Annotated in this window: 23 protein-coding genes; 12 read left to right on the top strand and 11 right to left on the bottom strand. The window is 62.6% G+C overall.

The window, feature by feature from the left end:
- Positions 1-128 precede the first annotated feature (128 nt).
- The 3 genes from SALB1_RS17385 (at position 129) to SALB1_RS19285 (ending at position 1,643) form a co-directional block, all read left to right on the top strand.
- On the top strand, positions 129-605 hold the full coding sequence (locus SALB1_RS17385) for an NYN domain-containing protein (RefSeq protein WP_109994995.1): 477 nt from the start codon (positions 129-131) through the stop codon (positions 603-605).
- A gap of 524 nt (positions 606-1,129) precedes the next feature.
- Positions 1,130-1,486, top strand: coding sequence for an Hsp70 family protein (locus tag SALB1_RS19290; RefSeq protein WP_199678851.1), 357 nt, complete (start codon positions 1,130-1,132; stop codon positions 1,484-1,486).
- Positions 1,428-1,643, top strand: a complete 216-nt coding sequence (locus SALB1_RS19285) for an Hsp70 family protein (protein WP_199678850.1) — start codon at positions 1,428-1,430, stop codon at positions 1,641-1,643. The genes SALB1_RS19290 and SALB1_RS19285 overlap by 59 nt, the downstream gene beginning before the upstream one ends.
- A gap of 372 nt (positions 1,644-2,015) precedes the next feature.
- Here SALB1_RS19285 and SALB1_RS17375 read toward each other — a convergent pair whose 3' ends face one another.
- The 3 genes from SALB1_RS17375 to SALB1_RS17360 form a co-directional block, all read right to left on the bottom strand.
- On the bottom strand, positions 2,016-3,416 hold the full coding sequence (locus SALB1_RS17375; protein WP_145961372.1) for an O-antigen ligase: 1,401 nt from the start codon (positions 3,414-3,416) through the stop codon (positions 2,016-2,018).
- Positions 3,413-4,621 carry a glycosyltransferase gene (locus tag SALB1_RS17370; protein WP_158590809.1) on the bottom strand — a complete coding sequence of 403 codons (1,209 nt, stop codon included), beginning with the start codon at positions 4,619-4,621 and terminating at the stop codon, positions 3,413-3,415. The genes SALB1_RS17375 and SALB1_RS17370 overlap by 4 nt, the downstream gene beginning before the upstream one ends.
- Positions 4,622-5,241: 620 nt before the next feature.
- Positions 5,242-7,410 carry an EAL domain-containing protein gene (locus tag SALB1_RS17360; RefSeq protein ID WP_158590808.1) on the bottom strand — a complete coding sequence of 723 codons (2,169 nt, stop codon included), beginning with the start codon at positions 7,408-7,410 and terminating at the stop codon, positions 5,242-5,244.
- A gap of 256 nt (positions 7,411-7,666) precedes the next feature.
- On the opposite strand from SALB1_RS17360, the gene SALB1_RS17355 reads away from it, so the two are divergent.
- A complete protein-coding gene (locus SALB1_RS17355; RefSeq protein ID WP_145961371.1) occupies positions 7,667-8,323 on the top strand; it encodes an STN domain-containing protein in 657 nt (218 codons plus the stop codon).
- Positions 8,324-8,549: 226 nt separating this feature from the next.
- Here SALB1_RS17355 and SALB1_RS19750 read toward each other — a convergent pair whose 3' ends face one another.
- Positions 8,550-10,226 (bottom strand): methyl-accepting chemotaxis protein, encoded by a 1,677-nt coding sequence (locus tag SALB1_RS19750; RefSeq protein ID WP_109994989.1) that lies wholly within the window; start codon positions 10,224-10,226, stop codon positions 8,550-8,552.
- A gap of 518 nt (positions 10,227-10,744) precedes the next feature.
- Positions 10,745-11,500, bottom strand: a complete 756-nt coding sequence (locus SALB1_RS17345) for an SDR family oxidoreductase (protein ID WP_109994988.1) — start codon at positions 11,498-11,500, stop codon at positions 10,745-10,747.
- A 100-nt stretch (positions 11,501-11,600) separates the two neighbouring features.
- Between SALB1_RS17345 and SALB1_RS17340 the strand changes: the two genes are divergently transcribed.
- Complete coding sequence (locus tag SALB1_RS17340) at positions 11,601-12,497, top strand: AraC family transcriptional regulator (RefSeq protein WP_109994987.1); 897 nt, start codon at positions 11,601-11,603, stop codon at positions 12,495-12,497.
- A gap of 455 nt (positions 12,498-12,952) precedes the next feature.
- Here the strand turns inward: SALB1_RS17340 and SALB1_RS17335 are convergent, their stop codons facing one another.
- Together SALB1_RS17335 and SALB1_RS20025 are read right to left on the bottom strand one after the other, a co-directional pair.
- Positions 12,953-13,294, bottom strand: a complete 342-nt coding sequence (locus SALB1_RS17335) for a hypothetical protein (protein ID WP_109994986.1) — start codon at positions 13,292-13,294, stop codon at positions 12,953-12,955.
- Positions 13,243-13,614: a helix-turn-helix domain-containing protein gene (locus tag SALB1_RS20025; RefSeq protein ID WP_370453198.1), complete on the bottom strand. Its 372-nt coding sequence runs from the start codon at positions 13,612-13,614 to the stop codon at positions 13,243-13,245. The genes SALB1_RS17335 and SALB1_RS20025 overlap by 52 nt, the downstream gene beginning before the upstream one ends.
- A 521-nt stretch (positions 13,615-14,135) precedes the next feature.
- Between SALB1_RS20025 and SALB1_RS18900 the strand changes: the two genes are divergently transcribed.
- Positions 14,136-14,639: a hypothetical protein gene (locus tag SALB1_RS18900; protein ID WP_145961370.1), complete on the top strand. Its 504-nt coding sequence runs from the start codon at positions 14,136-14,138 to the stop codon at positions 14,637-14,639.
- A 313-nt stretch (positions 14,640-14,952) separates the two neighbouring features.
- Here SALB1_RS18900 and rsgA read toward each other — a convergent pair whose 3' ends face one another.
- Positions 14,953-16,083: a ribosome small subunit-dependent GTPase A gene (rsgA, locus tag SALB1_RS17320; protein WP_109994983.1), complete on the bottom strand. Its 1,131-nt coding sequence runs from the start codon at positions 16,081-16,083 to the stop codon at positions 14,953-14,955.
- Positions 16,084-16,133: 50 nt separating this feature from the next.
- Here rsgA and SALB1_RS18895 point away from each other — a divergent pair, with 50 nt between their 5' ends.
- The 5 genes from SALB1_RS18895 (at position 16,134) to SALB1_RS17300 (ending at position 19,274) form a co-directional block, all read left to right on the top strand.
- Entirely contained in the window at positions 16,134-16,433 is a 300-nt protein-coding gene (locus SALB1_RS18895) for a hypothetical protein (protein ID WP_145961369.1), read from the top strand.
- A 123-nt stretch (positions 16,434-16,556) separates the two neighbouring features.
- Positions 16,557-16,718, top strand: a complete 162-nt coding sequence (locus tag SALB1_RS19085) for a hypothetical protein (protein ID WP_158590807.1) — start codon at positions 16,557-16,559, stop codon at positions 16,716-16,718.
- Positions 16,719-17,160: 442 nt separating this feature from the next.
- Positions 17,161-18,192: a DUF72 domain-containing protein gene (locus SALB1_RS17310; protein ID WP_109994981.1), complete on the top strand. Its 1,032-nt coding sequence runs from the start codon at positions 17,161-17,163 to the stop codon at positions 18,190-18,192.
- A 90-nt stretch (positions 18,193-18,282) separates the two neighbouring features.
- Entirely contained in the window at positions 18,283-18,585 is a 303-nt protein-coding gene (locus tag SALB1_RS17305; protein WP_109994980.1) for a DUF3144 domain-containing protein, read from the top strand.
- Between the two features lie 371 nt (positions 18,586-18,956).
- Positions 18,957-19,274, top strand: a complete 318-nt coding sequence (locus SALB1_RS17300) for a DUF1244 domain-containing protein (protein ID WP_109994979.1) — start codon at positions 18,957-18,959, stop codon at positions 19,272-19,274.
- 163 nt (positions 19,275-19,437) lie between these two features.
- Here SALB1_RS17300 and SALB1_RS17295 read toward each other — a convergent pair whose 3' ends face one another.
- The gene (locus SALB1_RS17295; RefSeq protein WP_158590806.1) at positions 19,438-20,898 is read right to left on the bottom strand and encodes a sensor domain-containing diguanylate cyclase; all 1,461 of its coding nucleotides are present in this window, start codon (positions 20,896-20,898) and stop codon (positions 19,438-19,440) included.
- Positions 20,899-21,204: 306 nt separating this feature from the next.
- Positions 21,205-22,173, bottom strand: coding sequence for a rhodanese-like domain-containing protein (locus tag SALB1_RS17290; protein ID WP_109994977.1), 969 nt, complete (start codon positions 22,171-22,173; stop codon positions 21,205-21,207).
- Between the two features lie 458 nt (positions 22,174-22,631).
- Here SALB1_RS17290 and SALB1_RS17285 point away from each other — a divergent pair, with 458 nt between their 5' ends.
- Positions 22,632-23,603, top strand: a complete 972-nt coding sequence (locus tag SALB1_RS17285) for a site-specific integrase (RefSeq protein WP_158590805.1) — start codon at positions 22,632-22,634, stop codon at positions 23,601-23,603.
- A 69-nt stretch (positions 23,604-23,672) separates the two neighbouring features.
- Here SALB1_RS17285 and SALB1_RS17280 read toward each other — a convergent pair whose 3' ends face one another.
- Entirely contained in the window at positions 23,673-24,086 is a 414-nt protein-coding gene (locus SALB1_RS17280; RefSeq protein ID WP_109994975.1) for a hypothetical protein, read from the bottom strand.
- Positions 24,087-24,934: the final 848 nt, after the last annotated feature.

Here is a 24,934-nt window from a genome sequence, read left to right as displayed (position 1 = left end):
GATAGGGGCGGGCCCGTTTAGCGTTTTGCCGCAAAGAAGCGTGTTCCGTCGCTGAAAATTCTCGCCATCAAGCTCGTTGTCATCCGGTTACACTGCCAACGCTCGAGCATGCGTAGGGATCCCGTTTTATGACCACCGTCGCCATCTTCGTCGACACGCAGAACGTCTACTACACCGTGCGCGACGCCTACGGCAAACAGTTCGACTACCGCCGATTCTGGGCGAAGGTGACGGCGAACCGTGAGGTGCTGACCGCACGCTGCTATGCCACCGACCGGGGCGACGCCAAGCAGCGTGGGTTTCAGAACACACTCCGAACAATCGGCTTTGCCGTGAAGCTCAAGCCGTTCATCCAGCGCGCGGATGGCTCCGCCAAAGGCGATTGGGACGTGGGGATAACGCTCGATGCCATCGAATTTGCGGCGCAGGCGGACGTCGTGGTGCTGGCCTCAGGCGATGGCGATTTCGATCTGCTGGCCCAGAAAATCCGCGAGGTGCATGGCAAGCGTGTCGAGGTCTACGGCGTACCTCAGCTGACCGCGAATTCGCTGATTCACGCCGCGAGCGAGTTCATCCCCATCGAAGGCGATCTGCTGCTGGGGTGATGCGAGCGATCAGCGGGGAGGCCGAGGTCAGGTCTTGCATTGTGCGCAAAAGGAAGCAAGGCCTTTTATCTTGAAGATTTCGAGAGAAATCGAGGCGCTAGTCTTGGAGCACTAGGCGGAAAGTCTATGCACGCATCATTTTCTTGGTTGCATTTTTGCTCGTGAGTAGGCGTGGCCCCTGTCGTACCAGCAGACGTGCGAAGGCGGCGTAGGCTGCGATGCCGACGAGGTGCATCGTTACATCCACGCACGTGCGGGCGGTGAACCGGCAGAGCGGCCGCAGCCTAAACCTTGGCGCGACATAGTCCGGGCGCTCGGGGTCAGATCTTGCGTTGTGCGCAAAAAGGAAGCAAGACCTCGCATCTTGCAAGATGCCGAGAGAAATCGAGGCGCTAGTCTTGAAGTACTAGCCGGAAAGTCTATGCACGCGTCATTTTCTTGGTTGCATTTTTGCTCGTGAGTAGGCTTGGCCCCTGGCGTACCAACAGACGTTTGAAGGCGGCGTAGGCTGCGATGCCGACGAGGTGCATCGTTACATCCACGCACGTGCGGGCGGTGAACCGGCAGAGCGGCCGCAGCCTAAACCTTGGCGCGACATAGTCTATGTCGCCCCTGTCTTCTCGATGACCGCGGCTCGCGACAAGGCCGTGGCCCGTCTGCAACGCGCCGCGGAGAACGCCAAGATCGCGCTGTCCGACCAGCCGTACGTGACCATCGAGGAAGAGTATCTGCTGAAAAAAGACGGCCGGCCGGTCAATTTGTCGGTGGAATTGGCGCGCAATCACTACGAGGCCATGATCGAGCCCTACGTTGCCGAAACCCATGGAAGCCATGCATATCGCCTTGAGCGATGCAGGATTGACCAGCTCGGACCCGGATGATGTGCTGCTGGTCGGTGGGGGCACGCGGACACCGCTCATCGCCGCCCCTCTGGAAGCCGAATTCGGCATCGCGCCGCGCGGCGAAATCGGTCCGGATCTGTGCGTTGCCGCCGGCGCGCCAGCTTCAGCAGGCGCTGATCTGTCTTGCCGCCGGTGAGCGTGATCGTGCCACGGCGCATGTGGATCAAGCCCTGCGGCTGCATCGCACGCCACTCGCTGAAACAGTCGCCGACTGGCTGCGGTCGCCTGGACCTTCGCTTCAGCGATTTCGGAATATGAGCCGATTGGTCCGGACAGTGATTCGCCCCTGGGGTTTTTCCGATCCGTACATGGTACGTGGTAGCGAGTGCCACCCATCACGTCCGGATTTCACGAATACCGCTGTAGCCGATTTGATCGGTTTCCCGTCATCAGAGACATAGCGCTGCCGCAGTTGCGCGATCGGATAGCCCGCATTGTGGCGAATTTCTTCCGGGTAGGGCGCCGCTCATTGGGCGTTCGACCCACGCGTTCCGCCTCTCGTCATGCGCTAACCCGGGGTGGTCGCGGTGTGAGATCGGTCGGGCGGCGGCGCGCGCCGCGGTTTCAGACTTTTCAGCGTATAGCCGTACATCAATCCCAGGAGCAGGATGCTGTAGAAGGCATAAGGCTTATGCGTGAGACGGAAATCCGTCAGGTTGGTTAGTGCCGCAAGCAGGCCGGAAGCAACCAGGAACAGACCGATATCAACGGGTACATCGCCACGTCGCCAAGCCCGCCAGAGGCCGCGCGCCAAGAAAAACGCCAGCAATGCGGCCACGCCGAAACCGATGGCGCCGAATCGGACCAGTGTTTCCAGATAGCCGTCATGTAGGTGCGGATAGTAGCGGAATCTCGGGTCGGGCGACAGCGGCGCGTCCGACCACATCGTGGTCGCCTCGAAACCGGCGCCCCACCCCCACACCGGGTGTTTCAGCCACATCCGGCTGCCGAACCGGAAGAGCCAGACACGTTGCCCGAGCGAGGTTTCGGGAACTTTATTGATTTTGAAAGTGGATATGGCCTGAACTGTTTCGCTCGTCTTGTAAAACCGAGCGACAATCGGCCCGCGATTGGCCATTGCCAGCGTGACGACGCCGATCAAGATGGTCGTGGCCATCACCATACCGCGCCGGCGAAGCGCCGGATCCGGTGTGCGCCAGAGCTTGATCAGCCCCATGCCGGGCAGAATGATAACTAGCGACAATAGCACGGATCGGGACTGTGTCAAGAACAGCATTTCGCCCATGATTGCTGCCAGGGCCAGCCAAGCCATCGTTCGCAGCCACCCGTAACGGCCTGGGCGCATCATCTGCCCGGCAAAGGCCAGCCAACCGATCAAAAGGGTGCCGAGATAAAGCGCGGACGAAATGATCGGCAGCCCCCAGTGCGCTCGTCCGCTGTCCAACCAGGCCTGCGCGATGGCCGGCCAATTCGATCGAAGCGCCATACCCAGCAGCGAACCCACCATAGCCACGGCCAGTACCCGTCGTATGCGTCGGCTGTCGCCGCGGCTATACAGGGCCACCAGCGGGAACAACGGCAAAAGCATCCAGTCCGTCAAACTGTGGTAGTTGGCGTCGGCCAGTGCGGGCTGCTGCCAAGCGCCTACCACCGCTCGGAGCACCACATAAAAGCTCAAGACGAGGGTGGTCCACGCGACATCGCTACGCGCCAGCGTCGCCCGAAACCCCCGCCAGCCGCCGATGGCGGCAAGCAGCATCAACAACAGGCCCACCAGCGCCGCCGTCTTGTTCGCAATCTGGAAAAAGGCGAGCAGATACAATCCGAATACGCCAACCATCTCCCGAGCCTCTGGAAGACGTTGGCCAAGTGACTGGGCCGGCGCGGGCCGCAGCAAGTCTGATTTCCCGGATGCAGCGGCGTACTGATTGTTGCGAAACAAGCTCACGATGCCCCCGGTGCCACGACGCCGGCTGGCTCGGGGCGATCGTGCCGAGGCCGCAGTCCGGAGATCAGTGTCTCGTATTGATCCACCGATCTCTCCACCGAAAAATCCGATGCGCGCTTTTCCATCAGGGCCTTGTCCGGGGGCGAATCCAGCGTTTCTTCGATCGCGGCACTCAGACCGGCAATATCATCAACGGCAACCAGCCGACCGTAGCGGCCATGGCCGAGCACCTCCGCCGGTCCGCTCGGGCAATCCGTGGCCACCACCGGGCAACCGCAGGCCAGCGCTTCGATCAATACATGCTGTAATCCTTCGAAGCGCGAGGCCGAAACGAGCATTGCGCTACGCGCCATGAAAGCGGCCGGATGATCCACCCACCCCATGAAAGCGATATCGTCGGCCAGCCCGGCCTGCGATGCCCGGGCCTCAAGACGAGACCGCTCGGCCCCATCGCCAAGAATCGCCAGCCGTACGGTTCGTCGCTGACGTACGCACGCGAAGGCATCGATGAGCACGTCGAAGCCCTTCTGCGGATGCAGTCGGCCGACAGCCACGATAACCGGCGTGTCGGCGTCGCGGAACCAGGGATGGTCGACCGGGCGGCGCATGCTTTCCAGCAGGGTCGAATCGACCACGGGATTAGGGATGGTCTGAACCGCATGCGTTGGCAGGTCGACGGCCTTTTCGAACGCCCGGGCCAAAGCGGTCGAAACCGCGACGCGCGCGTCTGCACGCGCATGAATCCGTCCCACCATGCGGGCGGTAATTGATCGCTTCGCCGCGCGCGAGGCATCGCTCGGGAAAGGGCATTGCCAGTTGTCCAAATGCGCGACGGTCACAATACCGGTATGCGTGCTCGCAAGCGCCCGGGCACGGATAGCCGACACGGCACATTGCCACAGATTCGCGATCAGCACGTCCGGCTGCCGGTGCCGCAGATACTGGGCCAGGCTGGCTACCGAGCGTACCTGGCGCGTCGCGCCTTTTCCCTCCAGGCAGGCCCGGGCCAGCCACCCGGCGTCTCTCGGGAAGGCACGCAATGCACTGACCAACCCCTGGGCCGATGACGACTTGGTCAATGGAAAGGTATGGACCCCGTGCGGCACAAGCGCGAGCTGACTCGACTCGACGCGGGCCACGACCAGATCGACCGCGTAGCCACGGGCAACCAATGCGGTGACCAACACCCGTGTGAATGACCACACCCCACCACCGTCAAGATTAGGGGTATAAATCGCAATTAGCATACCGGAATATCTCGATTTCTTGTTGCTCTAATAATGTCAGCCGGCCGGTACCAGGCCCATCCCGAATAATCGTCCTCAACGCCTGCCCTATGCTCGCCATAGTTGCCAGTTTCCGGCCCCATAAGCGCGGACGCCTAAGGATCATCAGAATGCGATCCGCCGACGCGTGGAATTATGCACGCCGGGCCGCCTTTAGCCCGAACGTTGCACAAATCTGAGCGGCAGCGACAAAAGGTGTGAGTAACTGAGTCTGCGGCCACCATTTATCCATGGTTTCGAGTTATGTTCGACAGTGGTGGGCCGGCGCGATTGCAACAGCCGGCGTATCCGGCTGGCGCGGAACGGCCGCCGACCCGGCGGCTGTGAAGTATACGCGATGGATAAAGATTCGACGACGGACCAGACACGGGGCCCTCGGGTCGGCTCACGGCACTGCTGCACCGCACACGCGCGGTCGAAGTGTGCGGCCCCGGCTCTGGATATCAAAGGCATTTTGATCAGCGACTTCAGCGAAGCGCTGACGATCTTGCTCGGAGATCACCTCGTCGCCTGACTGACATTCGAGTCCGGCGTCCGGCTCAGGCCAGCAGACCGGAGAGCGGCTCGGGCCGATGAAGGCCAAAGCCCTGCATGAAATCCACATCAAGTGTCCGCAGCTGGGCTGCAATGGCGTCGTTTTCGACAAATTCCGCAATCGTGCGGATCGAGCGCCGACGTGCGACGAGCACCATGGCTTCGACCACTTCCCGATTGCGGACGTTGGTATCCAGCGTGCGGATGAAGCTGCCGTCGATTTTCAGGTAGTCGAAGTCGAACCGGTTGAGATAGTCGAAGGTGGCCAGGCCGGTACCGAAGTCGTCGAGCGAGATCGCAAACCCGGCCGTCTTCAATTCTTCCAGAATCGTCAGCGCCACGTCCCAATCATGGATCGCCTCGGTTTCGGTGACTTCGAAACAGAACAACGAAGCGGGCAAGCCGCTACGTTTGATTTCATTCCGGACATAAGCGCTGGTTTCCGAATGACTGAGGCTCGATCCGGATAGATTGATACTGAATTGATCGTAACGGGCTGCCTGATCGGCCCGCGCAGCGATGTCCGTGAACGCTTGGCGGATGACCCAGCGATCGAGCGGCACCATGTAGTCGAATCGATTGGCCACCGGCATGAACTGACCGGGTGAAATCCAGTCGCCGCCAGGGCCGACCATGCGTAGCAGGAGTTCGATCTTATGGCGCGCGCCCCGGTTGCCGAGCGGCCGGATCTGCTGCCCGAACAACTGGAATCGATTGTTTTCAAGGGCCTGCTTGAGCTGCTCCAGCCGCCTGAGTTCGGCCCGCTGGTCGGCCAGCTGCGCCTGGTAGTGGGCGTCGAAATGAACCGTTTGCACCGACCGGCGCGTCATGTCCGTGGCCGTGTAGCGGCTGGCCGTGATCACATCCTCGATGGCGTCGCTGTTGGCAAAGGGCAGCCCCCCGATCGTGACGTCGACCTGATATTCCCAGTCTTCGGAGCGGAAGATTCTGCCCTTGATCGCGGCCGCAACCCGGCGCACCTGCGAGTCCACAGCGTGAATATCCGTATAGGCGACGACGGCGGTATAGATTCCCTGGTCCAGGCGCGCCAGAGCAGCCCACTCGGCAACCGGGATCAGGGCATCGCGCAGCATTGCCAGTGTCCAACGCTCGCAGGCATCGACCAATGCCACCGGCAACAACTCGCGGGAATAAACAAAATCCCGCAGGCACAGGGTCAGGCACATGTAATGGTGAGTGTCGGCGATATCGGTGCGGCGGACATAATCCACCAGGCCGGCGCGATTGAGTTCACCGGTGAGCGCGTCATGGTGATTGGCGTCGCGCAGCGACGCAATGAGCCCGGTACGTTCGATGGTCGTCGCCATGACAAGCTGGGTCATGATGGCCAGCACGCCCGCGAATGAAAGCCCTTCGCCAAGCGCGTTCCATGCCTGGTGGCTGGTTGTCCAGGTGCCGAGGTATACCCCCAGCAGGGTGCAGATCACCGCGATCGGCAGGGCCAGCAGCGCGCTACGGACATAGCCGGTGAGCGCCATCGCAATCAGGAGCGGGAAGAACAGGTAATCCAGGCCGCGGGCGTAGTTGTAGCGGTTGTGCGCCGCGAACGCCAGGCTGGCCAGCAGCACCAGACCGAATAGCAGTGCGAACAGTGCCGCCCAAGGGTCGATCTTCGGCCGCTCCGGCGTTTGGCACCAATCGAAAAAACGCTGCATCGGTGGCGCAAACAGAATCACGCCGATCGCCTCGGGCAACCACTGAAACAGCCATACGCCGACATAGGGTTGTTCGCCGAAATAGCCGAGCTGATGATAGGCAAAAGCCAGCGCGGCGGCCGCCGGCAGCAGCGCCAGCACCGCGACGTATCCGTAGAAACGCAGGGCGCCGGCAAGAGAGGATAGAAAGTCGCGCTCGCCGACATAGCGCCGATGCAGCTCGGTCATGGCAAACAATTCGAAGCCCTGTTCGGCCATGAACAACAGACAGATCGATGGCGCGTAACCGTGCGTGGCAAACCAGGCCCCGACCACCAGCGGATAGGCCATCAACCAACGCCGGCCAAAGACCCAGGCAGCGGCCAGCGCGATACCCAGCGGCGGCCAGACCGCCGATGTATTGGCCGAACTCGGCACGCTCAGAAAGCGGCTCAGGTCGGCGCTGATCCAGATCAGGATCGCCGGCAGCAGAAAAAAGACCCACGGGCGACTCCGCACTTGCAGGCTGATGAGGCTCGTGTCAACAAGAGCGGATAAGCGCATTCGCGAGTGCACCATGCGTGCCGGATATGGGCGCGAACCGCAAAAGCGGCGGCCAGTATCCCTGTGTTTGATTCCTGGGCGGTTGATAGCGTCTCGGCCCACGCAAATTGTATCGCAAGCAATGTTTAAAAAAGGGCGCTATTTGGCTGGCAATTGAATCGGAGCCAAGCCGCAGCGTGTATGAAAACGGGCCTCCGGGGGCGGACCCTTGTTGGGGCGGCCCATCCGCAAAGGGGATGCGCAAGAGGGCGGGGCGGTATCCGGCGCCATGTGCCGGTATGGGCATGCGCTACAATTTTTCTTTTTAATGGTGGGTGGTTGTATGTCATTTTTGCGACGTTTTCTAATCGGTGTCGGCGTTGTGGTGGCCGGCGCGGCGATGCCGGCCGTTGCGGCGTGCCTGCCCGATGCGGCCGGCTATGATTTTGCCGCGCAGCGGCTGGATAGCGCATTGCAGCAGTTCGCGCACACCAGCGGGTGTCCGGTGCGGGTCGATCTGGGCCGGTACGGCCGCCTGAAAACGTCGGCGCTGAAAGGCCGGTACACGCCGGCCGACGCACTCGTGCGACTGGTGCGCGGCACCGGGCTGGAGGTGCATGTCGACAACGGAAAATATGCTGTCAACCGAGCCGATCGTCATGCGCTCAAGGCCCGGATCGCTGCCACGCGCAGCGCCATCTCGACCGCCCGGCACGGCGGCATCATCGGCAAGGCGCGAGCGGCTGGTTTCAATCAGCAGCTCGATAGCGTCTGGCGGAACGCGCAGTCCCTGATTCGTCGGCAGGGCTTTCTGAGTGCAGCCGAAAAGGCGAGCTTCGATCGCCTGATCGTCTATATTCGTGGCCAGCTCGTTCCCGCGGGCTCTTGATCTGGGCGCGCCAGGTATGCGCCTGCATCTCATCGATCATGCGTTTTGTTCTTCGACCTTGCCCTACGGCGTCATGGATATCGGCTGTACAGGCCGCGCCCGGTTGTAGCCACGGCTGATGCCAGGCGGATCACGGCTGATCATGCTCGCAAGGCGCCGGCAGGACAGGGCGCCCGCAAGATATAAACCCAGCGTCCCCACCGAATTATGACGGCTGGCCGGCCGTTTATACCGGCAGGCTTTCAACCGCCGGCGACGGCACGGACGTATTGCGCGTGGTTGCTCTGGCATTCGACGCCGATCCCGGGACCGGGGCCGCCGCATCCGGCGCGCGCGCGTCATCATCCGCTTCGGCCGCGTACAGCTTGAAGAAGGCGACCCGGGTCTTGAGCGCTTGCGCCTGTTCTTCCAGCGAGCGGCTGGCCGCCGCCGATTCCTCGACCAGCGACGCGTTTTGCTGGGTGACGCCGTCCATCTGCGAGATCGCGAGGTTGACTTGTTCGATCCCGCTGGATTGCTCCTGGCTCGCGGTCGCGATCTCGGCAACGATACGACTCACCTTGTGAATGCTGGCCACGATGTCTTCCAGCACTTGACCGGAGCGTTCGACCTGTTCGGAACCGCCCGCCACTTTCTGGGTGCTGTCTTCAACCAGTGTTTTGATGTCCTTGGCCGCCTGGGCGCTACGACTGGCAAGCGTGCGGACCTCGGACGCCACCACGGCAAAGCCGCGGCCCTGTTCGCCGGCCCGGGCGGCCTCGACTGACGCGTTGAGCGCCAGAAGATTGGTCTGGAAGGCGATTTCGTCGATCAGCCCGACAATTTCGCTGATCTTTCGGCTGGATTCTTCGATATCGTGCATGGACTGCACGGCGTTCGCCGCAACCTCCTGGCCTTCCCCGGCCTGATGGCTTACGTCCCGGGCGAGCTGGTCGGCCTGGGCGGCGTTATCGGCGTTCTGCTTGACCGTCGAGGTCATCTGTTCCATTGAGGCGGCGGTCTGTTCGAGGCTGGCCGCCTGTTCCTGCGTGCGATTGCTCAGTTCGTCGTTGCCGGCCGCGATCTCGCCCGTGCCCATGGCCACCGCGTCGGCGCTGGTGTGCACGTCTTCGACCACATCGCGCAGGCGTTCCCGCATGGCTTCGATACCGTCGATCATGGCGCCGAACTCGTCCCGGTACGGGTTGTGCATTCGCGTGCCCAGATAGCCCTGCGCGATCGCGGAGACGAAACCGCGGGCAGCGCCCAGCGGACGCAGGATCATGCGGCCCAGCAGAAGCGCGGTCAGCAGCACCGCGAACAGAACGAACGCAGTCACGCCGATACCGAAATAGCGCGCCTGCATTGCGGACCGGTGGGCGCGATCATAGACCTGCGAGGCCGTGGCCATCTGACTACTGCGCAGTTGATGCAGGTCTTTCTGCAGGCTGTCGAGTGTTTTGCCGAGCTTGCTCGAATACAGCACCGACGCGCCGATGGCGTTGTTGCTATTGGCCAGCGACATGAATTTCTTCATCTGCGCGTCGGCGGTCTGGTACGCCGCATTGGCAGCCTTCGCGATCCGGGCCTGGTCGGGCGAGGCGACCAGCGCCGGGTAGTAGGCTGTCCACGCCTTATCCAGCCGGTCGTGGATTGCGGTCATCTGGTGGGCCAGTTGTTCGATGCTGCCCGCGGCCACGGAACGCAATTGCGCCTTGTGGTCCTGATCCAGTTCCTTGAGCTGGTCAGTGGCGTCGGTGATTGCACTCACGCCCTGGAAATTTTTCGCGTAGATATTGTCCAGACTGGTGCTCAAGCTCTGGACCGACCAAATCGACACCGCGCCAAGTACCGCGACCAGCACAAATGTCAGACCGAATCCCAAGCCGAGCTTGGCTTTTATGCTTTTTCTAATATTCAACACGGCGGGTTACCTGTAATGAATTGAAATGCCCTGGCCGATTGCACGGACCCTCCTCCTGAACGCGGCTCGGCGCCGAGACACCGAGCAAGGCACGATCGACCTGAAAAAACCGCGCCATAGCCGATTATCGGCATCGGCTTTGCGATCTTTAAGATATTTTGGGATGGCAGCGCCGCGTTTCGTTCGGCCGTCGCGTGGAGTTCTGGTATCTGGGGAATATCCCGGTGTCTGGCCCTGGGTCGTGCGCGCAGTAAAAGACTGGGGCCGGGCCGCACAGCCTGAGCGTCGGGCGCCGGCGTTGCCGAGAATCCCATTCATGCCGTGGCGGGCAACGCTGTAATGTCCGCTCGCGACCAACCGATGCGCACGACCGACCATGGCTGAGGGCGGCCTGCGCGCGCGATAGTGCACCAGGACCGGATGTCGCGGCGGGCATGGGGCCGCACCGGAGGCGGGCGAGACCCCCCGCGCAGCACGGGACCGACTGCGCGGGCCCAGCCTGAACCGAGCTGTCTTCGTTAGGGGGCTGAGACGCCTGTCTCCCGGGCCAATTCGACGGCATCTCTGCCGGCGGGTATACGCGAGGGGGCGGCGGGGTCGGTCGCCGCTCGCCATACCGCCTCGGCCACGTCCGTGGCATGGGTTACCGGACCGGCTGCGTCGGTTATATCGGCGACCGCTCGCTGGATCAGGTCGGCGTAGTCGGCGCTGTCCAGGCCTTGGCGATGGGCGTTCTCGCCGAAGCGTGTCTCGGGCGAACGGCCGGGCAACACGGTCCGGACTGCGATGCCGAACGGCGCAAGCTCGATAGCCATGCAGGCCGTGAACGCATTCACGGCCGCCTTGCTGGCCGTATACAGGGACAGCAGCGGCAGCGCCTTGAGGGTCACGGTCGAGGTGACGTTGACGATAGTGCCGGCACCCCGCGCGCGGAACTGCGGCAGTACGGCCTGGCACATCGCCATGGTGCCGATGGTGTTGGTTTCGAACAACGCGCGCGCGAGGGCCGGCTCGGTCAACTCGAATGGCGCGGCGGCGCCCACGCCAGCGTTGTTGACCAGCACGTCGATCGCACCGGCGGCCTCGACGGCCACGGCTACGCTGGCCGGATCGGTCACGTCGAGCGCGATGACCTGCAGGTGCGGGGATGCCGGCAGCAACTCGGCGCGCGGCGTGCGCATGGTGGCGATGACGTGCCAGTCGCGGTCGAGAAAATAACGTGCGGTTTCGAGGCCGAAACCGGACGAACAACCGGTGATCAGAACCGTCTTCATAAGAACTCCTGCAAGTCAAACGCTGAGCGGCTCACGATAGGCGCGACCGTCCGCACTCGCTACAATCCAGAATCCGAATTTCATTCGCGAGCGTCCGGTCTTGATCGATCCCCTGGCCGAGGTGGTATCGCTGCTGCAGCCCAGCATGCGGTTTTCCAAGCTGATCGTAGGCGCCGGGCCATGGCGCGTGCATCGCAGCGATCTGGGGGATCTGTTTTATTGCGTTGTGCTGGAGGGCGAATGTCTGGCTTCGCCCGGCAGCGGGGCGCCGATTCATCTCATGGGCGGCGATTTCCTGCTGGCGCCGTCGGCGCGCGATATCGTCGCGTCCAGCCAGCCGCCGCCGCTACTCGATGGCACGAACTGGCCGGTGGCGCTAGGCGAAGGGATATTCCGGCTTGGCGCGGCGGATGCCGCGCCGGATCTGCGCATGCTGATCGGTCATTGCCATTTTGAATCGCCGGATGCGGCGCTGCTGGTTTCATTGTTGCCGCAACGCGTGCACGTGCGTGGGCAGCGGCGGCTCGCGATGCTGGTCAAGCTCGTGGGCGAGGAGGCGCGCGCCGATCGGCCGGCGCGCGCCATGGTGCTGTCGCGGCTACTCGAAGTGCTGCTGATCGAAGCCCTGCGCGGCACAGCCGAAACGACCGCCGCGCCGGGTCTGGCGGTCGGGCTCGCGGATGCCCGCCTGGCCGGCGCGATACGCGCCATGCACGCCGAACCCAGACGCGCCTGGACGGTCGCCGAGCTGGCCAGTCAGGCCGCGCTGTCGCGTTCGGCGTTTTTCGAGCGCTTTCGTCGGACGGTGGGGCTTGCTCCGATGGCGTATCTGCTCGCGTGGCGCATGGCGCTCGCCCAACAGATGCTGGCCAGCAACAATAGCCGTATCGCGGAGGTTGCCGAGCGCGTGGGCTACAGCTCGGCCAGCACCTTCAGCGTCGCCTTTGCGCGCCATGTCGGCATATCGCCCGCACGGTACGCGCGCGACAGAAAATGAATCCAGGACGGTACCGCCATCGATGCACGGCCCCGTTTCGCCGGTCGCCGCGAAGCCTTGGAAAATAAAAGACGGACAGGCGCCGGCGTTTATTTTTGAAGGCGCTGAAAAAAGTTGATGAGGTCAGCTGTTTTCATGCCGGATCAATAATCGGCTGGTCGTCGGTCTGCCCCGGGGCCGCGACACGTACGCCTGCCGATCAAGCCCGCTGCGTGTCGCATCTAATCAGGGACCGGTTCGAAACAAGGTCGGTCGGGCCGTGGTCGCGAATATGGGTTGCCTGCAACTTCGAACCATCAATCGGACCGTGGGATAGGTCGCACTCCGGGGCTTCGGCTTGGTGTGGGCAGCCGGGGCTACCATCCTCATTGGGGGAGTGCCGCGCACCGTGGCGGCCCGGCCGTGAATTGCTGCGGCTGCCGGCGGCCGTGTCAATACAAACGATTGCAGCGGGCTCAGGTTGATCCAGGGCCGGGCGGGCCAGCCAGCGATGTGTCGTTACGAACGTCCGCCGGGATGATGTCGGTGCCAAAGTGTGGGACCAGGAGTGCCACCGGACGGCGCATCACATGCCGGCTGTGGGCCGGGTCGCGGAAGTGACGCGCGGTGACATAGTGCACGAAGTGTAGTGAAGCCTGGGCGCGGTCTCGAGTCATCGCCGCCATGGCCGCCTCGATCTGCGGACTCAAGTCGATGCGCGCGGTGGGTGCGAGGAACAGTTCCAGCTCGTCGCGGGTGGCCGGTTTCAAGCTGTACAGCTCGTCGAGCACTGCGGCGCCGCCCGCGTGCAGCGCCATCGCGGCCTGGCTCTTGAGTACCAGCAGATCGATATGAAAGCTGGTGCCATCAGGTCTTCGGCGAACTTCAGCCCATGCATCGGACCGACAACGATGAATTCGCCGTCGGCAGGGCGTTCGGCCGGCGCCGAGGGGCCGATCCCTACATAGCCTTTGCCATACCGGGTGGCGATATACAGCGGGTCACGCGCGGAGTCGGCGAGTTTTTGCCGCAGGCAGTGGACGATGAAATAGACGCCACGGTCGGCAGCCGCGCACTCCAGGCCGGAGATCGCATCGAGCAGGGTATCGCGCGCGAGCACCGACCCCAGTCGGGACAAAAATATCCCGAGCAGCGCCCGTTCGGCGCGCGTGAACCGGACTTCATCGCCATCCCAGCGATGGGTCGAGCGATCGAGCGCCGGCTCGAAACGCCATAAGTCTGGATGATTCTTCTCCCGGCTCCGACTTATGGCTCAATATATCGGTCGCGCCGCCTGATATCGGTTGCAGTTGGCGTGCAGGTTTGCTTCCGAACAAGCCCTTATTCGCGAGCAGGCGAAAATTTAACCAATTACGGTTAACATAGACGCTGACGCTAGAAACGACCAATGTCCGGTGACTGGCGGTGAGTTGGCTTGGCGCCTGTAGCCGCATCCAGCGGGGATACGCTGGCCGCCGCCAGCCAGGCCCCAAGCCGCGATGTCGCGGCGCTGTTAAGCGGGTTGCAGCGTAGCGTCGCGTGAAATGGCAATGGGCGCTAATAATTGGCCAACATTGTTGATCTAGTCTGCCATTGAGCGCCTGCGGGCACCGAGGCCGGTGCCGCAGGAAATATCGCCGCGACGCGGGATAACCGAAAATGGTGGATACGCCGGAACAGGCCCGTTATCGCGGTGCAACTCGAGGGACCGTCGTGACAATCGAAAATACAGAGCACCCAAGCGATCGTGAATGTGGCGGGCAGACCGAGGGTGAACGTCGGGCGAGCGAGCTCATCCGGCGTGAACTGGCCTGTTGTTGTGTCGATTTCGCCCTACTGCAGCGTAACGGACGGTTGAGTACGCAAAGCCCGCTCGCACGCGCCATCGAGATGTTGCGGCCGAGTCATGGAGTGATGGCGCGGCGCCGCGCTGTCGGTCTGATGAATCGCTATGCCCGACAGGCGGTTGCGGCCGGACATGCAGACCGCGCGACCGACGAGGTCCTGTTCTGTCTGGATTGCGCCTGGACCGGCGATTACGGGGAAACCGCCGATGGCGATTGCCCCGAGTGCCGGGAGGATGGCTCCCCGGGCCAGTTGCGCGCCGGCGATGGCAATCCGCTGGAATTTCTTGCAGGTGTTTGTGCCGGCGCCGCGCGCTAAACGTGGAAGTTTTCGTGGCGTGCGCGGCCATGGCGCGCAGGTTGGCACGAGCGCGGCTTTCGCCGCGCATGCCGCAAGGACGGGCGGGCTCGGGTGACCCGTTCTGGCCATGAATGGAATGGCCGGGGCATGCACCGGCGTCTGGCTTCAAAAACGTGCCATCGGTGAAATTCGCGAATCGATCGGCTGGATTGCCGCGGCATGGATCCTGGCCGAGGCCCGTCTACAGGTCCTGAAGCCGAGAAAAGCGCGTGGTCGCGCAACGCATTCGCGCGTTGTCTTGCAATCAGTCGTCCGGAGGCGCGGGCCGTGATCAACGTCGGCGGGTGACGGATTTGGGTCGGCGTTTCGCGGGTCTGGCCTGGTTCTTGGCTTGGCTGTTGGCTTGGGTGCTGGCCTGGCGCGATTGCCGATCGGCAGCGCCGGTAATCTCGCCGTGCAGCTTTAGATAGTTTTCCAGGCGGGCCGGGTCGATCGTGCCGTCGACTACTGCCGCACGCAGGGCGCAGCCGGGCTCCTGCTGGTGCTGGCAATTTCGGAACCGGCACTGCTCGGCGAGTGCGTTCAGGTCGGCGAAGCTGGTTTCGGCGAGGTCTTCGTCGCCGGTCGGCTTGAGTTCGCGCATCCCCGGCGTGTCGATGAGGCAGCCGCCCGAAGGCAGGGCGATCAACGCGCGGTGCGTCGTGGTATGGCGACCCCGTGCATCACGCGTCCGGACCGTGCCGGTCTTCATGTATTCGCGTTCGAGCAACGTGTTGGTCAGCGTGGACTTGCCGGCGCCCGAACTGCCCACGACCACGGCCGTTTGTCCCGGCGTAAGCCAACGCTGCAATACGGCCACGCTGTCGCGTTGTCTGGCGTTGACGGCGTAAACGGGCACGCCCTGGGCGTCGAGTTCGCGGGTCAACGCGTGTGCCCGTGTGGCGTTCGACCCGTCCAGGCCGTCCTGGGTATCGGCCTTGGTCAGCACGACAACCGGCTGTGCGCCGCCGCGTACCAACAACAGGTAACGCTCGATACGGCGCGGGTTGAAGTCGCCGTCCAGGCCGCAGACGATGAATACCGTATCGATATTGGCGGCAATCACCTGCTGACCATAATGCTCACCGGCCGCCGCGCGCTTGATCGTACTGCGGCGCGGCAGCAGCGCCACGGCTTTTGCGTTGTGTTCGGCTTCGCCGTCGATCAGCAGCCAATCGCCCACCGCGGGGCGTGCGTCCGGCGCCAGGCGTGGCCGCTGCCACTCGGGCAGCGATTCGACACGGAACCCGCGACCGCTGTGCTCGGCAACGATGTAGCCGGAGCGATGCTGCTCGATCACGCGCGCCGGGCGGCTTCCGGGATGCGCGGCGATGAAGGGCTTCCAGTCGCCGGATGGCGGCCAGCCTTCGAATGGCCAGCCAATGGCCCGGAGCGCGGTGAAATCGAAGCTCAAACGGCGCAATGGGTGCGATTCATGGGGCTAGTCTACCGCGCGCGGCCAGGTTCGGCAGTATGGTGGGCAAGCACGGCATGACGTGGCTCGCGGCATGTTCATATCATGTCGATACACCGCGCTATACCGGCGTTTTGTCGCGCCATGCGGCGTTGTGGCCGTTCGCCGTCCTGCCTGATCCGGCGCATCGCCGCGTCTTGCCCGGCATGCAATTCAGTCGCATGCCCTGGAGCAAGCTGGGGTTGCCGGGCGTGAGCCGGCGCGAACGCGACCGTCCGGCGGATCGCGAAGACAGGCCACCACATGATCGATCAGTGCGCGCGCTCGCGCCGGTTGATGGTGGCAATGGATGTAGATGATCTGCAGGTCCGGATCGCCCATGCAATGGCCATCAAGCAACGGTACAAGCCGGCCGGCACCCAACGGCGCGTCGAGGGCGAACATCGGGGCGTACGATATTTATCGGCGGTGAGTGCGACCTTGTGGACCTCGCGGCCATTCTGGCCGACCGGCTCGTGCCGTTTCTGCCGGAGCCGGAGGTGCATGAACTGTCCGCCGTCGGCCATTTGCTCCCGCTGGAGGCGCCGACGGAAGTCGCCGGACATATCGAGCGATGGCTGGACGCGCGTCCAGCCGCCATTTAGGTCGCGTTCTTCCGGCCGATAACATCCAAGGCGTCGGGTCGAGGTGGCGTGTGCTGCACGCACCGGGCCGGCATGGGTGCGAAACGCGCCTATTCAATCGTAGGTGTTGCGGGAGGTTACGAGCATGGCTCGACATCGCAGGGGGCGGAGCGCGGCATGGCAAGGGTGCCAGTTGCGGGAAGCCAGGCGGGCGCTGGAAGAACGCCGGCAAAGACTGCGCGAGGCGGCGGAGGTGTTGGGTACAGCGTCGCTCAAGTCGCCGGATCGCATGTAAGCGCCGGTTGCAGCAGGGCGGTGCTCGCCGCGTATTCGAAAATGCCGGCAATGGGCCCGCTCCCAGGCTTGCTGGGTGTGTATTTCGAGCTCAGCCACGCGAAAGCGCTGCACCTCGTTTGCCGGATGCGACAGAATTGATTGATCCGCTTGCCCGAATGGTTGACCGATGGTGGCCGAATCCCAAAGCGCCGGGCCGCGAAGTGGCTCGCTGTTCGACGACGACATGGCGATCGAACCGGGCGTGCAGCCCGCCGCGCCGGATGCCGCCACCCGGGCGCTGGCGGCCGAATTACCGTCACAGCTGCGATTGGGTACGTCGTCCTGGCATTTCCCGGGCTGGGCCGGCCAGGTGTGGGACCGGCTGTACACTGCGAAGCAGTTGTCGCAGGCGGGGCTGGCCGCTTATGCGCAGCATCCGTTGTTACGGACCGTGAGCCTCGATCGTGGCTTCTACCGTCCCTTGACCGTCGCGCAGTACGCCGCGTATGCCGAACAGGTTCCGGATACGTTTCGTTTCGTGGTCAAGGCACCGGCACGGGTGACGGATGCATTGATCCGCGCGTCCGACGGCAAGGGCCGGGCAGCCAATCCGGATTTTCTGGATGCCGATGTGGCCTGGCGTACGTATATTGCGCCCGCAAGCCGCGGGCTCGGCGACAAGCTGGGCGTGCTGGTGTTCCAGATCAGCCCGCTGCCGGGGCGCTGGCTCGGCGGGATCGAGCGCCTCATCGACCGGCTCGACGGCATGTTGCGACTCGCCGGAACGGCTTCGAACGACGCGCCGGGTGCGGTTGTCGCGGTGGAGGTGCGCAACCCGGAATGGTTGCGGCCGGCCTTCGTCGAGGTGCTCAAGAATACGGGGGCGACGTATTGCCTGGGCCTGCATCCGAAGATGCCCCCGATCGCCGCACAACTGCCGATCCTGCGGGCGTTGTGGCCGGGCCCGCTGGTGTGTCGCTGGAACCTGAATCTCAAGCACGGCGCATTCGGCTATGAGAAGGCGCGCAACGACTACGCGCCCTTCGACGCGCTGGTCGACCCGGATACCGACACGCGCGCCGCGCTCGCACGCGTGATCGCCGGTACGATCGGCGCGGGGCAGCCCGCCTATGTGACGATCAACAACAAGGCCGAAGGCAGTGCGCCGCTGACGGTGCGGGCGCTCGCCGAAGCGGTACGGGCGGCGTCGCGATCGTGACCGGGCCGGCCTCGCGCCGCCCGGCCTGGGATCGTGAGCGACGAATTCGATATCCTGCGCGCTCGATAACCGATTCAACGGGATGACCGCATGAGTGGACAGAGCCTTTCGCCGGCGTTTCGCGCGCGCGCCGACGCCGTGATCGACTTGCTGAACCGGCAGGCCAACGAAGCGCCCACCGGCCAGGTGAGTGCCTCGGCGATGTACGCCACGGCACGCTTCAATGCCTTTCAGGTTGCGGCGACGTCGGAAGACGCCGAGCAGATGAAGGCAGAACGCGAGAACGCCGTGAACTACTTCACCTCGCAGTATCGCAAGATGTTCGAAGACCATTTTGACGAGTGCCTGGCGCATTTCGACCGCTATACCGGCAGCGGCTCGCAGACGAGTTGAGGCGGTCGCACCGACAGCCGGCGGCTGGCGACAGAACGATCGCAATCAGCTGATCGCAGATGGCGTGCCGGTCGACCCTGATCGGGATGATCTGGCCGGGCGCGACCGGGAACACGCCGCCAGCGTCTGTGGCCGAATGCGGGCACGCGGGCCTATGTTGTCCGATGTGCACGTAAATATCGATTACGATAGTGAGCCGGCGATGCTCAGCGCAATGAGGCCGGCCGGGCCGTTCGTCACAGATATGCTCGCGTTCGCGAGCCAGGCAGCCGCCCGTGTCCGGCGCGACGAGCGTCGGCCGCTGCCTGCGTGCCACGGCTGCGCCTGCGCGCACGTCTTCAGCCCATTCAGCCAACCAATGAGGTGTTTTCGTGGACGAACAGACCCGTATTGAAGTCGAGGCCGCGGCGTTCCGCGATCTGCTCGCGCATCTGGGCGAGCGAACCGACGTGCAGAATATCGATCTGATGAATCTGGCCGGCTTCTGCCGCAATTGTCTGGCCAAATGGTATCGCGCCGAAGCCGAGCGGCGGGGCGTGGCCATGGACTACGAGCAGGCGCGCGAACGGGTCTACGGCATGCCGTACGCCGAGTGGAAGGACCGCTACCAGCTTGAGGCGAACGCGGAACAGAAGGCGCGGTTCGAGTCGAGCGCTTCGGGCCACGCTGATACCCGCGGCGCCCGGTAGGCGCATGCCGGGCCACGACCGGCCGGCCTACTCGGCGATTGCTTTATCGCCCCGGCGGGCACAATCGCCTGCCCGTCATGCGGAAGCCGCAACGGCGGTTGCGCGCGATGCCGGCACCATGCGCGAGCACGGGTCACGCGGGTCGCGTTGATCGCGGTACCGGTCACGAAGCGGTCGGGCCGCCGCTGCCCCGACGCGACTTTTTTTCCCGATACATCGATCGATCGGCCCGGGCCACGAGATCGCCGACCGATTCGTGGCGATCCCGCTGGACGGCAATGCCGATGCTGGGGCCGGGATAGTCGATATCGATGCCATTGAGGCGAAACTGCCCCGCCAGCCGCGTCGCCAGCCGTTGCCGCATGGGCTCGGCGTCGTCCGCGGCATCGAGATGCGCGAGCACCACGAACTCGTCACCGCCGTAACGGGCACAGGTCTCATCGGTACGCGTCGCCTCGGCAAGCCGTCGTCCGAAATCGATCAGGAAGCGATCGCCCATGTCGTGCCCGTGCCGATCATTGAGTGCCTTGAACCCGTCGAGGTCGATGAACACCACGCAGGCGTGCCCGCCGCGCCGACGTACCACGGCATCGAGCCGATCCGAGTCGCGTTCCAGGCAACGGCGATTCGGCAGGCCGGTCAGGGGGTCGCAAAGACTTTGTCGCTCGAGTTCCTCGTAGGCATGACGCAGATGGGTATCCAGATGCTCGCGCGTGGCGAGCAGCGACAGATGCAGCGTGAGGCTCTGCATGGCCTGGCGCATGGTGTGGTCATCGAAGACGGTGTCGCGCATGCGGATCAACAGCCCGCCCTGAAAATCACCTTCATACAGCGCGCTGGCCAACCCGACACTGTCGCAGTCCCGGTCGATGAACGTCTCGGCCTCACAGGCCGCCCAGTTCCGGGTGCCGCGGCGCCACCAGCCCGCGCCGTCGGTGGTGTGATCGCCGTGGCAGCAGCGTCGCGCCCAGTCGCATATGGCCTGGGCCGTCGGCTCCGCGACATCGGTCGGGAGCATGACGTCGATCTCGGCGCCCGGGTCGAGCACCCGCAACCGGGCCGCGCTCTGGTGCAGGGCGGGCTTGAGTGTGCGGGCGCGGGAACAGATGTGGCCGATGTCCGACAGGGCAGCGAACAGGGTCGCGGTACGTTCGGCCGCGCGTGCACGGCTCCATTCCAAAGCGGCGGCGCGTTCGCGCCCGATCTGGTCGGCCAGCAGCTGTGCGAACATTGCCATCAGATCGAGAACCTGCGCCGGCACCTCGTGCGACTCGGCGCTGATGCCGCAGAGTGTGCCGAGTACATCGTCGCCGAGACGCACCGGCGTGCTGACATAGGTCTTGATGCCGAGTTCGCGCGCCGCGGCGGAATCGGGCCAACGCCATGGTACGTCGGTTTCCAGGCGGATGCCCTCAGTCAACGCGCGGCGACACAGCGTATCCCGCCAGGGCAGGTTGAACCCCTCGGTGACCCGGCTTTTACCGTGGTTGTGGGCGAAGCGGATGCGTTGCCGCTGCTGCGCCCAGTCGATTTCGGTGAGATAGACCGAATCCAGGCCGCTGATGCGTTGCAGCAGATCGAGCAACGGGCGACAGAGCGCCTCCAGATTGTCCGCCCCCGTCATCGGGGGGCCAAGCGTTCGGCCGTCGACTGGACCGATCGTCGTAAGGCAGTGGGTCGCCCGGGCATTTCCAATCCATTTCTGTGCGTATATTCCGCGTCGGGCCTGTTGCCGATTCATGCCGTCGATGTGGTGCGCGTGAAGCGACAACAACATGATTGTAAACGCTGCCCGGCTCGGGGGGCGCAACGATCAAGCCGCCGCAGCCTACCGTTTGCGGCGTTGTTCCGCGGTGTCCGGCCGCGCGCGACGCCCTTGTGGGCGGCATTCACGGCCGTGATGGGGCGCCGCGCGAACCGGCCACAGCCGCTAATGCGCGGGGGCCTGCTGCTCGGCGCAGGCGCGCTTGGGCTCGGTGGTGCCGACGCTTTCCTGCCAGGCTTCGAATCCGCCCCGCAAGGCGTAGGTATTGTGATAGCCGGCGGCCTGCAGCCTGAGCGCGACCAGGGCCGCCGATACTTCGTTGGGACAAGCGCAGAACACCACGATCGGGGTGTCGGCGTCGGTGTTGCCGGGCATGGCCCGCCCGACCGGCGCATCCACCGGGATCGGGATGGCGCCGGGAATGGAGTCCGCCACCACGCTGGGCTCACGCACATCCACGATCCGCAGCTGCGGCGTGTCGGCCCGCATCGCCCGCAATTCATCGATATTCACGCGCGGGACCAGACGGCTCTGTTGCAGGAACCGGTGCCGTCGCCATACCTTCCACGCAATGAAGGCAAACAGTGCCGCGGCGATGATGAAAGCCCCCTGGATCACATAGGTTTCGAGCCATGCCAGGGTCGCCAGGATCGCGCGCTGGAATATGATGCCGAGCACGAGCCCGGAGCTCACCCAGACCGCGGAGCCGATGCCGTCGAACAACAGGAACGTCAGATATCGGGTGCGCGTTGCCCCGGCCATGAGCGTGCACAAGGCCCCCAGCCCGGGCACGATCTTGGCCACGATCAGCAGCTTCGGCCCGACGCGCAGGTAGAGATTGCGGTTTTTTCGGATGCAGGTATCCGGCTCGAGCGACACACGGCACACCTGAGCCATTGACCAGTGCCCGTAACGACGGCCGACGCCGTACCAGAGGCTGTCGGCCAGCTCACAGGCGATCATGGCGACTAGCCAGACCATCGCCAGATAGCCGGCGTCGCCGAACGTCGGTGACGCCAGCGATCCGGCCACGAGCAACGCCGGGTAGGAAGGCACCGGCACGCCCAACTGCTCGGCGAAGACATTCACAAACAGCAAGGCCAGCGCGCCCTGGGCCGGATCGCCGTGGTTCATGACAGGGTTCCGGTCGGCCGGGAGAGCATCGGCACGGCGTCCACAGGAGTGATAGCGCTGAAGTGCGTGCAAACCGGCCCGATTCAAGGGGCCGGTTTGCGGCGCGAGGGCTTCGAGCTGCGGGCAAGCGCACGCGATCCGCGCGGCGCGATCTGCCGGGCAGGCCATCGCTATCGGTATCGGCTGTTGCCGACCGCGAGGCGCAAGGCGCACCCGAGACATGGGCCGTAGACGCGGGGCAAAAGAAAAGCCGCTGAAAAATCAGCGGCTTGATCTTGTATCTGGTGCCGAGGAGATGCTTTAATAGTATTTCCCGTTAAGTGCCTTAAAACGCAAATTATCATTAAAACAGTCGTTTAGGGTCATTGCTAAACGCCATAAATACCGTGATGTTCCCGCTATCGGTCGGTATTTCCCGATCGAGTGCGTCTCAAGAATGCGTCACGGAGAAACGGCAAATGGCAACCTATAGGAAAAGAAAGAGCGGCATTTTTACAGAGGTCCGAAAAATGGGCGTCACTAGAAGAAAGACGCTCCGCAATATGACCGCCGCGCGCAAGTGGGCCGGGGAGTTAGAAGCGCGAATCGCCGATGGGAATATGAGATTAGAGGATCACGCGCTACACGATGCGATTGATCGCTATATCGAGAAGGTCGCGCCCGAACACAAGGGGAGTCGATGGGAGATAACGCGCCTGAAGCGGATGAAGCGCGAGTTGCCGAACGTGCAGCTATGCGACGCTCAACCGTTCATCTTCGCCGACTGGCGGGATACGCGGCTAGAGAAGGTCAAGACATCGACCGTGCGTCGCGAGATGAATCTGTTGTCGGGCGTCTTCACCGTGGCTCGGCGTGAATGGGGATGGCTCGACACGAACCCGATTGCGGATGTGAAGAAGCCGAAGAACACGCAGCCACGGGACGTGCTTATCACACCGTCCGATCGGGCAACGCTGAATCAGTTAGCCGGGTATGAGCCGGGCCAGAACTGCAAAACACTTCGACAGTATGCGTGTGCAGCGTTGGCGGTGGCCTGTGTATCCGCGATGCGAATGAGCGAGATTATCGGGCTCGAATGGGACGACATAGACGTACATCGAAAGGTGGCACGGTTGCGGGACACGAAAAACGATTCGTCGCGAGAGGTGCCGCTCCGCAAGCTGGCGATACAGGTTCTTGAGGGATTGAGTGCAAACCCAAAGCCGTTTCCGGTCGATCGCGATAGCCTGTCGGTGACGTTCATGCGGTTGAAAATCGAGGCCGGGCTTAATCACATTCGATTCCATGATTCGCGAGCAACAGCGATCACCGACCTTGCCCATAAACTGCCGATCAACACATTAGCGCGCATTTCAGGCCATCGCGATTTGAAGATACTGCAAGGTTATTATCGAAAATCGATGTCCGATATCGCATCAGAATTAGATTGATTCACTGATTCAAGACGAAATAAAGCCCGGTCGATGCCGGGCTTTTTTATTGCTGGAAAACAGGGCTAGTCATCCATTTAGATGAACATCGAGCTTGCCCATGTCCATAAAATCGGATGCGAAGCGATCGGGATATTGCGCAACTATTTGAAGCGGTTCGAGATAAACCCAATGTACGATTGTGTGTGCGCGTCGATAGTTGATGTCATGCATCTTGGTATCGATGTACCGATCAACATACGATCGAGACACGCCCTTAACGCGTAGCGTGGCGACGTTTTTAGCCCAAGGTTTTAGACCTTCGCATTTACTCTCGATTGCATCCGCCTTGGCTTTCTTTTTAGCCGCAATCTTTTCGGCCTTCGCCTTGGCTTCATTTTTTTGTTGGTCGATATACGACTGAGGAACCACTATATTACTTATCAGCGCAAGAGCGAAGAACGCAACGACACCGCCGATTATTAGCTTAATTTTCCAATTCATTTTTCTATTCCCGTTTTTGTTTATGTCGTCACATTAGACGATCGAATATCGGTGTCAACGTGACGCAATTATTTAGTTTTAGGGAACGACGTGTCGTTAAAAAAGGAAAAATTCTAAATATATGTAGGAACGGGAATTTGCTTCTGGGCACTTGATAGCATGGCGGTGCGATTCAAATCACCAGACAAAGCTAATTCTCGTTCAACATGCGCAACAAAAAAACGGGAATACACATGGTAAACGTCAAACGATTCATCGCATTCAGCGTTCTATCGCTCGCTGGGTCATTCATTGGCCAGTCGGCCTATAACATCCATCTACAGCATCAGATCGATGACATATACACCACAGACACCGCACCACAGGTGCAAAAACTCGAACGGGTGAACGTGAAGGGGTTTGTTCAGGACAATAAATATCGACTGATATACACAGTCGGATCAGAGGATGAAGCTACAGCAGGCAGGTAGGAAGGCCATTGCGCCGAGCGTGGGTGTTGCTCTCGCAGAGCTAGGCGTGTGGTCGTTAAACCTTGTCGGCGTTCACCTTCCCGCCGATGTCATCGTCCCGCTAGGCGTCGTGCTCGGGTGGTGTGTCAAGGAAGCCGAACAATGGATAGCGCGCCGTTATCTCTAACGGATATGGTGGCGGCTAATCGTCAGAAGTATCGCTTAATACTCGCTCAAAGTCGCGAGTCAGAACCACAATCAGACAGAATGAAAATACGCTGAAAGCGGTAGTCGAGACAGTGGACAAAAATTGGAACGGCGATGTTGCTGTGAACACAAGCAGAGCGACGGCTGTAGTGTAACCAAAAAGCGCTGTTATATATTCGTGTAAGCCGCGAC

This window comes from Salinisphaera sp. LB1 (assembly GCF_003177035.1).
Classification (GTDB): Bacteria; Pseudomonadota; Gammaproteobacteria; order Nevskiales; family Salinisphaeraceae; genus Salinisphaera.
Note: the sequence above shows the minus strand (reverse complement) of the source record. Positions and strands in the feature narration are given on the sequence as shown.

What these genes read in the sequence shown, in the direction of transcription:
- SALB1_RS17385 (WP_109994995.1), top strand. Translation starts at nt 129, where the DNA reads ATGACCACCGTCGCCATCTTCGTCGACACGCAGAACGTCTACTACACC.
- SALB1_RS19285 (WP_199678850.1), top strand. Translation starts at nt 1,428, where the DNA reads ATGGAAGCCATGCATATCGCCTTGAGCGATGCAGGATTGACCAGCTCG.
- SALB1_RS17345 (WP_109994988.1), bottom strand. Translation starts at nt 11,500, where the DNA reads ATGAAGACGGTTCTGATCACCGGTTGTTCGTCCGGTTTCGGCCTCGAA.
- SALB1_RS17335 (WP_109994986.1), bottom strand. Translation starts at nt 13,294, where the DNA reads ATGGCGCTGCACGCGGGCGGCGCCGCAGTGCTCGACGAGCTGTACAGC.
- SALB1_RS18900 (WP_145961370.1), top strand. Translation starts at nt 14,136, where the DNA reads ATGGTGGATACGCCGGAACAGGCCCGTTATCGCGGTGCAACTCGAGGG.
- SALB1_RS18895 (WP_145961369.1), top strand. Translation starts at nt 16,134, where the DNA reads ATGGTGGGCAAGCACGGCATGACGTGGCTCGCGGCATGTTCATATCAT.
- SALB1_RS17310 (WP_109994981.1), top strand. Translation starts at nt 17,161, where the DNA reads ATGGTGGCCGAATCCCAAAGCGCCGGGCCGCGAAGTGGCTCGCTGTTC.
- SALB1_RS17305 (WP_109994980.1), top strand. Translation starts at nt 18,283, where the DNA reads ATGAGTGGACAGAGCCTTTCGCCGGCGTTTCGCGCGCGCGCCGACGCC.
- SALB1_RS17295 (WP_158590806.1), bottom strand. Translation starts at nt 20,898, where the DNA reads ATGACGGGGGCGGACAATCTGGAGGCGCTCTGTCGCCCGTTGCTCGAT.
- SALB1_RS17290 (WP_109994977.1), bottom strand. Translation starts at nt 22,173, where the DNA reads ATGAACCACGGCGATCCGGCCCAGGGCGCGCTGGCCTTGCTGTTTGTG.
- SALB1_RS17285 (WP_158590805.1), top strand. Translation starts at nt 22,632, where the DNA reads ATGGCAACCTATAGGAAAAGAAAGAGCGGCATTTTTACAGAGGTCCGA.
- SALB1_RS17280 (WP_109994975.1), bottom strand. Translation starts at nt 24,086, where the DNA reads ATGAATTGGAAAATTAAGCTAATAATCGGCGGTGTCGTTGCGTTCTTC.